A 12,366-nucleotide genomic window follows, 5' to 3' on the forward strand; every position below is an offset into this window, starting at 1 on the left:
CCCGCCCTTCGTCCGGCCATACTATGCGAGGAAACGTTTTATGACAGGAGACGACGATGTCTGCGATCACGACCGCGACGACGGAGCGCGACGTCAAGCGCCGTCGCCTGGCATCCGTTCGTGAGGATGCCGGCGCCGATGCGCTCGTGCTCTCGTCGCATGAGGCGCTCTCGTGGTACCTCGGCGGCGTTCGGACGCACGTCTCGCTCGCGGGTCCGCCCGTGCTGGCCATCCGCGTCGCTGAGGGCGGCGACACGCTCTTCGTCTCGGCGAACGAGGCCGACCGGCTGATCGCGGAGGAGCTCGCGCCGGACGACGCCGCACGCGTCGCCCGGGTCCCGTGGTACGAATCGGTCGTCGCGCACGCCCTGTCCGGTGGTTCCGGCGGGCCCTCCGAGGGGCGGGGTGATCTCGCCGTCGGCGAGTCGGAGGTCGGCCCCCAGCTGCGGGCGGTGCGCGCCGAGCTGGTGCCGGAGGAAGTCGGTCGTTATCGGGCTCTCGGCCGTGCCGTGGCCGAGGTGTTGACGGATGTCGCCGCGGAACTGTCTCCGCTCACATCCGAGCGTGCCGCAGCTGCCCGGCTGGCTGCCGGACTCGTGGCGCGCGGTATCGATCCTCTGGTGGTGCTGGTGGCGGGAGAGAGGCGGTTGCCCCACCGGCATCCCCTTCCGACGGAGTCGCCGCTCGGCGCACGTGCGATGCTCGTCGTCTGCGGACGTCGCCGCGGGCTCATCGCCAACGCGACCCGGTGGGTGGGTGCGGCCGGTGGCGACGATGGACGGATCCTCGCGGTGGAGGCGGCGTTCTTCGCGGCGACTCGGCCCGGCGCCCACCTGGACGAAGTGTTCGCTGCGGGGTGTCGAGGCTACGCCGATGCGGGGTTCGATCCGGACGAGTGGGAACGCCACCATCAGGGAGGCCCGACCGGATACGCGGGGCGCGACCCGCGGGCGACCGCCGAGACGCGCGACCTCGTGCGGTCGCCGCACGCGTTCGCCTGGAATCCGAGCGCGCCCGGCGCGAAGGTCGAAGACACCGTCATCGTCACGGACGTCGGCGTCGAGGTGCTCACGGTCGACCCGAGGTGGCCTACGACCACGGTCGGCGGAATCGCCCGGCCCGTCGCGCGCCCGTTCTTCTGAAGCGCGCCGTGCCGACCTGTGCTCCGCTCGAACCTGAGCGTGGGTTCGCGCGTGCGCATGTGCGCGTGTGTCGTTCGCGCAGGCGCGGAGGGGCCTCCGCACGGGGTGCGGCAAGGGGATGAACACGTCAGAACGGCGGCTCTGACCCGAGGAAGGTATGGAATCGCCGCTCTCGCCGCTGTGCCGGGGACAAAGCGCCGGGCGATCGTCCATCGTCCCGCCTACCCGGTGGCCGATCGGTCGTGACGGCGACCGTGAACGCGACGAATGGTGGTGGTGCGTCTTCGCGGTAGATCCGTCCGGTCGGTGAGCTCCACACCAGCTTCCCGCCGGGGAGTTGTCGGACGTGCCATCGGGTGTGGTGTTTGACGTCGTGGTGTCTCTTGCAGAGGTGGGCGAGGTTACGCACGTGCGTCTGCCCGTCGTCGGATGCGGCGATGGTGTGGTCGAGTTCGCAGCGGATGGCGGGTTGCCGGCATCCGGGGAATCGGCAGTGCCGGTCCCGCGCGCGCAGCAGCCGGATCATGGCGGCGGTGGGCCGGTAGCTGTCGCATTCGAGGACGGTGCCGGTGACCGGGTGGGTCAGCAGCCGGTCCCAGGAGGTCGCGTTGCCCGCGAGCTCTCGCGCGGTGGCCGCGTCGATGGGCGAGCGCCCCGCCAGACCGGCAGGCCCGTCGTCTTGCCCGATGAGGGTGAGGGCGGACACGGCGACCTGCACGAGCGCCCGGATCTTGCCGAGGGTTCCGTCGCCGTCACCGGTCGCGGTGGGGTCGAGGGCGGGCGCACCGGCGAGGAGGAGGTCGCTGAACACGTCGGCGCGGACCTGGTCGATGGTTCGCACATCGTCGTTGAACGTCGACCCGTCGCAAAGGGTCGTATCGGCGTCGGTTATGCCGCCGTTCGCGTCGGTTCGAGCACCGTCCGGCATGGCACCGGCGGCATCGGCGTGCGCGCGCGTTGATGATCTCGCGCGCCTGTCGGGTGAGCCGGTCGACGATTCCGTCGGCGATGACGGTCGGGAGCGTCGCGATCAGGTCGGACATCCCGTCCGGCCCGGCCTGCACCCGCACGCACCGCCCCGCCGCGGCCTCCGCGTGTCGTTCGGTGAACGAGCGCGAGTGCGTCCGCTCGGCCAGCATCCGCAGCGCGTCCCGCACGCGGTTCGGGGTCTCGCCCTCGCACCGCTCGATCGCGACCCGCTCGAACTCAGCCCGTTCGGCCGCGGGGACGAGGCATCCGATCTCCTGGATCACCCGCACGTGCCCCCGGACGATGCGTCCGTCCTCCCAGGCGGCCATCGTCACCCGATAGTTCTCGACCAGGTCTCGGGCCTCGTCGATCCGGCGTTGCAACGTCCGGTCGGTCGCCATGAACACCCCGGCCAGCTCGGCGGCGATGCCACGTAACGCCATCTCCCGGGCCTTCACGCGCTCGGACGCGCCAGCCGCCTGCCTCTCGGCCAGGACCCCAGCCGCGGCGAGCACCCGAACCTCCCGAACCTGCACGGCCCGTGCGGCATCCGAAACCCGCTCAGCATCCGCAACGAGAACGGCGAGCGCGTCGACGTCGCCGTCGCTGCCCATCCCACCGCCCGCCCGGCTACCGAGCCCGCCATTCGAATGCATGTTCGAATACTGTCACGAACCTCCGACATCACCCCGCGGCTCTCCACAGCCCCGATCCCACGCCCCGCGCCGCATCGCCATCGCGACTCGGGATGATGGAGCCATGCCTCGATACCTTGTCGTCGACGCGGACCTGGCGGGTTTCGCGCAATATCAGCAGCTTGAGGCGGATGCCGATGGGCTCTGGTGGGTCGTGCGGCAGATCGATGAGCACCCCGCGGGTGCCCGGCGATACGGCGCCGGTGCGGTCGTCGTCGACGATTGGGGGATGCTCTCCGATCAGCCCTCGACCGCGTCGGAACTCGACGACGATGAGCTCACGACGCCCATCACCGCCGACGAGTTCGAGCGCCGCTGGAACGACGCGTGCTGACGCCTTCGGGTCAGGCGAGGAGCGCCGCGACCTCCGCGTCGGTCAGCCGGCCGTCGGCGACGAGGAGCCGATAGGCGCGCCGTACTGGAGCGCCCGGGGATGCCGCGACCGCGCGGTCCCAGGCCAGCGCGGCTCCGATGCCGGGATAGTCCGCGACCCGGACGAACCACGGATCGCCGGCAGACGACTCGTCTGCCGCAGCGAGTGCGACGGTCGCCTCCGCAGCAGCGCCGCCGGTCGGCCCGGCGAAGGACGCCGACCATGCGACCCACGGCGCGACCGTTCCGTGCACCGCCTCCTCGCCACGGGTCGAGGGCGTGCGCACGTCGACGTCGCTGCAGGCGGGCAAGCGCCAGCTCAGTCCGCCGTAGCCGCCTCCACTGCGCCCGTTGCTGCCAGGCCCCCCGAGCATCACGGTGCGGTCGGTCGCCGGCGACAGCTCGAACGACAGCTCGATGACAGCGGCGCGCTCGTCGCGATGGATCAGCCGCACCTCGCGGCGCTCGCGCATGACGACGCTGCCGTCGGGGCCGATCCAGCGCAGATCGAGAACCGCGCCGTCGGCGATCCGCTCGACGCCGGCGATCTCGATGCGCCCGTGATCGTCGCGCCAGATGTAGTCCTCGCCCGGGGTGTAGGTGCGACCACCCCAGAAGTTCGTGCCGTCGACATCCTGCAGGGCGACGCTGACACCGAGGTGCCAGTCGTGGTCGGCGGGATGGTGGTCGGTCACGGTCACGCCGCCGGGGGTGCGGAGCGGATGCAGGTACGGGCGCGGGCTCGACGACCGCGCGGTGCCAGCGCCGTCGACGAGCTCCGCCAGGGGCGAGCCGTCGCCCGGCAGGGTCAGCACGATGTCGCGAGCCGTGCGCCGAGCCCAGGGAAGGTGCAGCTCGGCGAAGGTCGCCTCGGCGTCGACGGCGCGGACCACGGCGTCTTCGATGCCGTCCACGATGAGCCGCCGGGCGGGGCCCTCGCCGCGCGCAGTGACGAACGCGGGGTCGATCTCGTGCGGCGCGGTGCGTCCCACGGCATCGATGACCGCGACGAACGCGCCCGAGGCTGACAGGGGCGACAGCAGCGCGACACCCTCGTCGCGATGATCGAGGAGGTTCTCGAGCAGGTCGTCACGCTCGAAGCGTTCGCTGCGCCCGTCGACCTCGACGATGTCCTCCGTGTAGAAGAAGCGTGCCGAGCGGCGGCGGCCATGCACCTCGACGTACGGGTCGACCTGCTCGTCGGCGCACAGCGTCAGCCCCGCGGTGACGCGGATGCCGCGCGTCGTCGACACGCGCAGCAGGCTCGTGTCGTCGCCCTCGATGGCGTTGGCGCGGTAGAGATCGGCGGTGACCTGCGTGATGTCGGCGACGGCTGTCGTGCCGGCGATCGCGAGAGCGGTGGCGGTCGCGTGGGCGAGCGGGTTGGTCGTGACCCCGTCGACGACGGCGACACCGTCGAGTTCGCGGCGCCCGGCCCAGCGGCTGCGCTCCCAGTACGCGCGGTCGCGCGCCCAGAGTCCCACGGCTCCGATCGCGCGGACCGGGCCCAGGTCGAACTGGTCGTCGGCGAAGGCTCGAAGCGCCCGCGACCCGAGGCTCTGGAAGCCCACCTGCACCCGCGCGCCCGACCGCGCGGCGGCGTCCTCGAGCACGCGCAGGTCGGCGAGGGTCAGCACCGGCGGCTTCTCGAGGTACAGGTCGATACCGCGGTCCACGACGGTGCGCGCGAGCTCGAGGTGGGTATGCAGCGGCGTGGCGACGATGACGACATCGACGTCGTCGGTCGCGGCGAGCAGGGTCGGCAGGTCGGGGAAGACGCGGGTGTGTTCCGGCAGGGTGCCCGGTGCCGGCGGGCGGGGGTCGGCCGCCGCGACGAGCCGCACGCGATCGCCCAGACGGCGGAGATTGTCGAGGTGCACGGTTCCGTAGCCGTGGACGCCGACGAGGGCGATGGTGGTGGTGCGTGGCATCCGATTCTCCTGACGTCGCTCCCATCATGCCAGCAAGCGCTTTCCCATGGGTCTCGCGACGCGCGCTGACGTCTTCGGGTGGGAGCGGTGAAGCGACACCCTACGGCAGGCGCCACCGGCCGTCGATGGGGAGCGCTGCCCGCGACGGGCCCGGGTGCCAGGCATTAGCGTCGAGGCACATCGATCCGAGGAGAACCGCCATGGCATCACCCGCATCCCGCACCCCGCGCACGCGACTGAACGCCGGGCTCGTCGTCGCGGCCCTCGGCCTGGCGGCGCTGACGGGCTGCACGCCGGCGGGTGGACCGAGCGGAGCGGCCTCGAGCGCTGCGCCCGAGACCACCGCGGCGTCGCCCTCGGCGTCGGCGCCCGCTGCGGCATCCGGTGCGCTCGACCGCACCGAGCTCGCCGACCTGTTCAGCGGCATCCAGTTCCGCCCCGCCCAGTACGACACGATCGCCGCGATGCTCGAGTCGATCTATCCCGGGTTGACGGTCTCGGACGCCGGGTGCCTCGCTCCCTTCGGCGCCGGGTGGGAATCGGCCGGCGATGCTGTCGAATGGGGCACGAGCAACGACCGATCGATGACGGCGGTCGTGGCCTCCGCGGTCGACGACGCAGCCGCCGAGGCGCTGGTGGCTCAGGCTGAGGATGCCATCGCAGGCTGCGCGGACGGGCAGGAGCTGTTCGCCATGCAGGGGGTGCCGGTCACGACCTCGGTCGAGCCGTTCGATCTCGCCGTCAGCGGCGCGGACGATGTCCGGGGGTGGCGGGTGACCGGCGACGTGGGCGGCTCTCCGTTCGCGCTCGTCGGCGCGACGGTCCGCACGGGTCAGAACGTCCTCGCGCTCGTGGGCTGGGATCCCGAGACGAGCGCGGACTATGTGCCGCAGGCGACGCAGCTCTTCGTCGACCGCATCGGGCAGGCGGCCGGCTGATTCGCGCCGAGGGGGTGTGCACGGTCGCGACGGGCGCCTAGCATGGTCGCGTGGCACGGAAACCGCTTTCCCATCCCGCGGACCTGATCGACGGCGCTCATCCGGCGCGATCCGTCCTGCGGCTGCTCGCCCGTCGCCCGGGGCGCATGAGCGTCGCCGTCGGCGCTTTCGCGCTGAAGGAGATCCCGATGTGGTTCCTCCCGGTGATCACCGCGGCGATCATCGACATCGTCGCGGGCGGGGGTGAGGTCTCGGCGGTCATCGGCTGGTTCCTGCTGGCCGCGGCCCTGCTGCTGCAGAACTACCCGAACCACATCCTCTACACGCGCAGCTTCATGACCGTCGTGCGCGACACCGGGGCCGACCTGCGCAACGCGCTCGCCGCGCGGCTGCAGAGCCTGTCGATCGGATACCACTCGCGGGTGAGCTCCTCGATCGTGCAGACCAAGGTGGTGCGCGATGTCGAGAACGTCGAGCTCATGCTGCAGCAGGTCACGCATCCGCTGCTGTCGGCGACGATGGTGATGATCGGCGCCCTCACCATGACCGCGATCGCGGTGCCCCAGTTCCTGCCGGTCTACGCGCTCGCCGTACCGATCGCGATCGGCATCCGGTACGGCATGCGCAACCGCTCGCGCGAGCGCAACGCGGTCTTCCGCCGCGAGGTCGAGGTGTTCTCGGCACGCGTGGGTGAGATGGCCTCGCTCATCCCGGTCACCCGCGCCCACGGCCTCGAGGAGACGGCCGTCACGCGCGTCTCGCGCGGCGCCGAGGGAGTGCGACGCGCGGGTCTTCACCTCGACATGCTCAACGGTCACGTCGCCTCGATCTCGTGGGTGGCGATGCAGCTGCTCGGCGTCGGATGCCTCGTGCTCGCCGCGATCTTCTCGCTCACCGGCATCCTGCCGATATCGCCCGGCGAGGTCGTGCTGCTCTCGACCTACTTCACGCTGCTCACGCAGGGGCTCACCCAGCTCCTCATGCTGATCCCGGTCGGAGCGCGCGGGCTCGAGTCGGTGCGCTCCATCGCCGAGGTGCTGCAGGAACCCGACCTCGAGCAGAACGAGGGCAAGCGCCGCGTGGATCGCGTCGTCGGCGACATCCGGCTCGAGGGTGCCAGCCATCGGTACGCGGGGGCGAGCGACGACGCGCTGCACGAGATCGATCTGCACATCCCCGCGGGTCGTACCTACGCGTTCGTCGGCTCGTCCGGATCGGGAAAGTCCACGCTGCTGAACCTCGTCCTCGGGTTCGTTCGCGCGACGAGCGGGCGGCTGACGATCGACGGGGCCGACGTGCAGGAGCTCGACCTGCGGACCGTGCGCCGCGCGGTGTCGGTCGTGCCGCAGGAGTCGGTGCTTTTCGAGGGCACGATCCGCGAGAACGTCGCCTACGGGCTGCCCGACGTCTCCGACGAGCGCATCGAGCGGGCGCTGCGCGACGCCAACGCGTGGGAGTTCGTCAGCGACCAGCCGGCCGGGTGGGACACCGTGGTCGGCGAGCGGGGCGCGCGCCTGTCGGGAGGGCAGCGGCAGCGGCTCGCGATCGCGCGGGCGCTGGTGCGCAATCCCCGCATCCTGCTGCTGGATGAGGCGACCTCGGCGCTCGATCCCGAGTCGGAGGAGCTCGTGAAGGACGCGCTCGCGCGGCTCATGGCCGGCCGCACGACCCTCGTGGTCGCTCACCGGCTGTCGACGATTCGGCGTGCCGACCGCATCATCGTGCTCGAGCGCGGGCGGATCGTCGAGCAGGGCTCGCACGACGACCTGCTGGCCGCCGCCGGCCGCTACGCCCACCTCCACGCCACCCAGTCCTGACCCTCCCCCCTCACCCCTCCGTCGACTCGCCAGAAGGTGCGGATGCCGGTGCCCCCGGATCTGCATTTCATGGCGAGTCGACGGGTATAAGACAGGAGAACTCATGCTCAGGGAGATCTATCGCGACCCGGTGTACGACGGGGCGACCGATCCGGTGGTCGTCATCGAGCCGGGCGACGGCGGATGGTGGATGTTCTACACGCAGCGGCGGGCGACGCATCCCGACCCGGGGCCGGGCGTCTCCTGGGTGCACGGCTCGCGCATCGGGGTGGCGCGCTCGCGAGACGGCGTCGATTGGCAGTACGCGGGCACCCTCGAACCGGATGCCGGCGGGCTCGAACTGACCGCCGGGCAGCCTCCGGCCGACGTCGACCGCACCCACTGGGCCCCCGAGGTCGTCTTCGACGGCACCGGATGGCGGATGTATCTGACCGAGATCGACGGTGTGCCCGATCGCTGGCCGGGTCATGCCCGCACGATCGTCGCCTACCGCTCGACCGACCTCGTGTCGTGGCACCGGCTCGGACCGCTCGATCTCGCGAGCGACCGCGTCATCGACGCCGGTGTGGCCCGCGGTCCCGACGAGAAGTGGCGGCTTTGGTACAAGGATGAAGCCGCCGATTCCGTCACCCGCGTAGCGGTGTCGGAGGACCTCGAGTCGTGGAGTGACGGCGGGGTCGCGATCGGCGGACGCCCGCACGAGGGGCCGAGCGTCTTCGAGCTCGGCGGCCGCTGGTGGATGATCGTCGACGAGTGGCGGGGGATGGGTGTCTTCGTCTCGGACGACACCGTCCACTGGGTGCGCCAAGGCGGTCCCGACGACATCGTCCTCGGCGCGGGGGCCGTGCCCGGCCGAGGGTTCGGGCACCACGGCGCCCCCGTTCGCGACGACGACTCCCTCTGGTACTACTTCTTCGCACAGCCGGCCACGACCCCGGATGCCGGTGGCGACGGGGCCGGTGCGTACGACGTCGAGGCCCGCCGGTGCGCCGTCTACCGAGTGCGGCTGCGTGTCGACGCGGGTCGGTTGGTGTGCGAGGCTGAGTCGACGCACTGAGACCGGTAACAGTCGCGAGATCACGGGTCGGAATCGGTTGACCCGACTTCCTTGCGAAACGTTTCATCGCGTAGTACCGTTGCCGGCAAGCGCTTTCCCAACCATCGGAGGCGCGCACCTGCACACACGGACAATGGACGTTCGCGCGCACCGAGACGACGACGTTCGGCAGAGAGGACAACGATGTTCAACAGAAAGCGGGCACTGGCCACGGTCGCCATCGCGACAGGCGCCGCGCTCACCCTGGCGGGCTGCGCCGGCGGAGAGACCCCGGCCGCGGATGCCACATTCGACCCGGATGAGAAGGTCACCCTGAACCTGGCGTTCTGGGGCAACGACGTTCGCGCACAGCTCTACAACGAGGCGATCGCCGCGTTCAACGAGGAGTACCCGAACATCACGGTCAACGCGACGTTCCTGACTTTCCCGGAGTTCTGGGAGAAGCGTCAGACGGAGGCCGCGGGCGGCGGGCTGCCGGATGTCATGCAGTTCGACTACTCGTACCTGCGCCAGTACTCCGAGAACAACCTCCTGCTCGACCTCGACCCCTACCTCGGCGAGATCATCGAGACCGATGCCCTGCCGCAGAACATCCTCGACATCGGTGTCGTCGGCGACACGACTTACGGCATCGCGACCTCGACGAACGCGTGGGGCATGTTCACCAACCCGAAGCTGCTCGAGCAGGCGGGCGTGGAGGACTTCGCCGGCGGCTCGTGGGACGACTACTCCGAGTGGATGGCGAGCGTCACGGACGCGTCGGGCGGCGCCTACTGGGGTGGCACCGACTACACCGGACGCATCCAGAACTTCGAGCTGCAGCTGCGAGCCGAGGGGTCGCAGCTGTTCGACGAGGACGGCGAGCCCGGGTTCGACGAGGAGCGGCTGACGCAGTTCTGGGAGGACGGCGCCGAGCTCCGCGAGAGCGGAGCCGTGATCGGCCAGCAGCGCCTCGAAGAGGCCCTGCCGCTCTCGGGCTTCGACGCCGCGCTGACGGCGAGCGAGCTCACGTGGGACAACTTCGGCGGCGGCTACCTGGGCAACCTGGGCGAGGGCTACACCGAGCTCGGTCTCGTCGCGCCGCCCGTGACGAAGGAGGGCGCGAAGGACCTCTACCTCAAGCCCTCGATGCTCCACACGATCTCGGCGAAGACCGAGCACCCCGCGGCCGCGGCGACGCTCGTCAACTTCCTCGTGAACTCGCCGCAGTCGGGTGAGATCTTCGGCACCAACCGTGGCCTTCCCGCCTCGCAGACCGCCCTCGACGCGGCCGACCTCGACCCGCTGAGCCAGCAGGTGAAGGAGTACGAGGAGTCGATCGCCGACCGCCTCGGCGACGCCCCGCCGGTCCCGATCGTCGGCTACGGCACGATCGAGGAGGAGTTCCGCAAGCTCGGCACCGAGCTCGCCTTCGGCACCATCACCGTGGATGAGGCCGTCGAACGCTTCTTCTCGCAGATGGACATCACCCTCAACGGATGACCCGATCCCGCGGGCCCCGCATCCTCCCCGCATCCTCAGGAGCATCGTGACCACTACCGCCACACGGGTGATCGTCACCAAGGACTCGTCGCGTCGCGGCCTGGTCCGGAAGCAGCGGCCCGAACATCTCGATCGCCCCGGCGCTCGCAAGCGCGCCGTCCGCGAGAACATCGCGGGCTACGGCTTCCTCCTGCCGTGGCTCGTCGGATTCTTCGGACTCACGCTCGTGCCGATGGCGTATTCGCTGTACCTGTCGTTCACGAGCTACAACATCTTCTCGCCGCCCAAGTGGGTCGGCATCGACAACTACATCCGACTCTTCACCAACGACCCGAGCTTCATGCAGTCGGCGCAGATCACCCTGATCTACGTGCTCGTGGGCACCCCGATCTCGCTCATCGCCGCACTTCTGATCGCGCTGCTGCTGAACTACCGCGACAAGGGCGCGGCCTTCTTCCGGTCGGCGTTCTACGCCCCGTCGCTCATCGGGGCGTCGGTCTCGGTCGCGATCGTGTGGCGCGCGATGTTCGCCACGGACGGTCCCGTCGACAACGGCCTGAACGTGTTCGGCATCGAGCTCGGCGGCTGGATCGGCAACCCCGGCCTCATCCTGCCGATGATGATCCTGCTCGCGGTCTGGCAGTTCGGTGCCACGATGGTCATCTTCCTCGCCGGCCTCAAGCAGATCCCGAAGGAGCTGTACGAGGCGGCCGAGATGGACGGAGCCAACGCCCTCCGCCGCTTCCGCGCGGTCACGGTGCCGATGCTCTCGCCCGTGATCTTCTTCAACCTGTTGCTCGGGCTCATCGGGGCGTTCCAGGTCTTCGGATCGGCCTACATCATCTCCAACGGCACCGGCGGCCCCGCCGGCATGACGAACTTCATCACGGTGTACCTCTACAAGACCGGATTCGCCGACGGACGCATGGGTTACGCCGCCGCGATCGCCTGGGTCCTCCTCGTCGTCGTCGCCATCATCGCCCTCATCCTCTTCCGCACCCAGAAGTCGTGGGTGCACTACTCGGGAGACAACCGATGACCACGTCACCCACCTCACCGCTGACGAGCGAGGCCATCTTCGCCGAGCAGCAGACCACGCCGATGCCGCCTGCCCGGCGCCGCGTAAAGCGCAAGACCTGGCAGACGATCATCTGGTTCGCCGTGCTGATCGTCATCACCGCGGTCGTGCTCTACCCGCTGGTCTGGCTGCTGCTGTCGACGTTCAAGCCCAACAGCGAGTTCGGCCAGAACATGGGCCTGCTGCCGAACGCGCCGACGATCGAGAACTACATCAAGGTCGCCGAGGGCATCGCGGGCGTCCCGATGTGGCGGTTCTTCGCCAACTCGCTGCTCATCGCCGGCGTCTCGGTGATCGGAACCGTGTTGTCGTCGGCTCTCGCGGCCTATGCCTTCGCCCGCCTGCAGTTCAAAGGGCTCGGCATCCTGTTCGCCGCGATGATCGGCACGCTGCTGCTGCCGTTCCACGTCGTGATCATCCCGCAGTACATCATCTTCAACAATCTCGGGATGGTGGACACGTACTGGCCGCTGCTGCTGCCGAAGTTCCTCGCGACCGAGGCGTTCTTCGTCTTCCTCCTCGTGCAGTTCATCCGGCAGATGCCCCGCGACATGGACGAGGCCGCGAAGATCGACGGCGCGGGACACCTCCGCATCTTCTGGTCGATCATCCTGCCCCTGATCAAGCCGGCGCTCATCACGTGCGCCATCTTCAGCTTCATCTGGGCGTGGAACGACTTCCTCGGCCCACTCCTCTACCTGACGAGCCCCGAGAACTACCCGCTGCCGATCGCGCTGCGCCTCTACAACGACCAGACCTCGTCGAGTGACTACGGCGCGACGGTGACGGCATCCTTCATCGCCCTGGTCCCGATCCTGCTGTTCTTCATCGTCTTCCAGAAGTTCCTGGTCGACGGCGTCGCCACCCAGGGTCTGAAGGGCTAGC

Annotated in this window: 11 protein-coding genes; 8 read left to right on the forward strand and 3 right to left on the reverse strand. The window is 69.8% G+C overall.

The window, feature by feature from the left end; translation table 11 throughout:
• Nucleotides 1–56: 56 nt before the first annotated feature.
• The gene (locus VC184_RS02580) at nt 57–1,142 is read left to right on the forward strand and encodes a M24 family metallopeptidase (RefSeq protein ID WP_323987203.1); all 1,086 of its coding nucleotides are present in this window, start codon (nt 57–59) and stop codon (nt 1,140–1,142) included.
• A 127-nt stretch (nt 1,143–1,269) separates the two neighbouring features.
• Here VC184_RS02580 and VC184_RS02585 read toward each other — a convergent pair whose 3' ends face one another.
• Both VC184_RS02585 and VC184_RS02590 read right to left on the reverse strand, forming a co-directional pair.
• On the reverse strand, nt 1,270–1,983 hold the full coding sequence (locus VC184_RS02585) for an HNH endonuclease signature motif containing protein (RefSeq protein ID WP_323987205.1): 714 nt from the start codon (nt 1,981–1,983) through the stop codon (nt 1,270–1,272).
• A complete protein-coding gene (locus VC184_RS02590; RefSeq protein WP_323987206.1) occupies nt 1,895–2,767 on the reverse strand; it encodes a DUF222 domain-containing protein in 873 nt (290 codons plus the stop codon). The genes VC184_RS02585 and VC184_RS02590 overlap by 89 nt, the downstream gene beginning before the upstream one ends.
• 103 nt (nt 2,768–2,870) lie before the next feature.
• Between VC184_RS02590 and VC184_RS02595 the strand changes: the two genes are divergently transcribed.
• Nucleotides 2,871–3,140: a hypothetical protein gene (locus VC184_RS02595; protein WP_282502031.1), complete on the forward strand. Its 270-nt coding sequence runs from the start codon at nt 2,871–2,873 to the stop codon at nt 3,138–3,140.
• 10 nt (nt 3,141–3,150) lie between these two features.
• On the opposite strand, the gene VC184_RS02600 is transcribed toward VC184_RS02595, so the two are convergent.
• On the reverse strand, nt 3,151–5,109 hold the full coding sequence (locus VC184_RS02600; protein WP_282502032.1) for a DUF6807 family protein: 1,959 nt from the start codon (nt 5,107–5,109) through the stop codon (nt 3,151–3,153).
• 200 nt (nt 5,110–5,309) lie between these two features.
• Between VC184_RS02600 and VC184_RS02605 the strand changes: the two genes are divergently transcribed.
• From VC184_RS02605 to VC184_RS02630, 6 genes are all read left to right on the forward strand, one after another.
• Nucleotides 5,310–6,047, forward strand: a complete 738-nt coding sequence (locus VC184_RS02605; RefSeq protein WP_323987208.1) for a hypothetical protein — start codon at nt 5,310–5,312, stop codon at nt 6,045–6,047.
• 50 nt (nt 6,048–6,097) lie between these two features.
• Nucleotides 6,098–7,864, forward strand: coding sequence for an ABC transporter ATP-binding protein (locus VC184_RS02610; protein ID WP_282502033.1), 1,767 nt, complete (start codon nt 6,098–6,100; stop codon nt 7,862–7,864).
• Between the two features lie 103 nt (nt 7,865–7,967).
• The gene (locus VC184_RS02615) at nt 7,968–8,921 is read left to right on the forward strand and encodes a glycoside hydrolase family protein (RefSeq protein ID WP_282502034.1); all 954 of its coding nucleotides are present in this window, start codon (nt 7,968–7,970) and stop codon (nt 8,919–8,921) included.
• A 183-nt stretch (nt 8,922–9,104) separates the two neighbouring features.
• Nucleotides 9,105–10,403 carry an ABC transporter substrate-binding protein gene (locus VC184_RS02620; protein ID WP_274178338.1) on the forward strand — a complete coding sequence of 433 codons (1,299 nt, stop codon included), beginning with the start codon at nt 9,105–9,107 and terminating at the stop codon, nt 10,401–10,403.
• A 46-nt stretch (nt 10,404–10,449) separates the two neighbouring features.
• A complete protein-coding gene (locus tag VC184_RS02625) occupies nt 10,450–11,442 on the forward strand; it encodes a carbohydrate ABC transporter permease (protein ID WP_112616385.1) in 993 nt (330 codons plus the stop codon).
• A complete protein-coding gene (locus VC184_RS02630; protein ID WP_120263486.1) occupies nt 11,439–12,365 on the forward strand; it encodes a carbohydrate ABC transporter permease in 927 nt (308 codons plus the stop codon). The genes VC184_RS02625 and VC184_RS02630 overlap by 4 nt, the downstream gene beginning before the upstream one ends.
• The last annotated feature ends 1 nt before the right edge of the window (nt 12,366 follow it).

Origin of the sequence: Microbacterium plantarum (genome assembly GCF_035231185.1) — a bacterium.
Classification (GTDB): Bacteria; Actinomycetota; Actinomycetes; order Actinomycetales; family Microbacteriaceae; genus Microbacterium; species Microbacterium plantarum.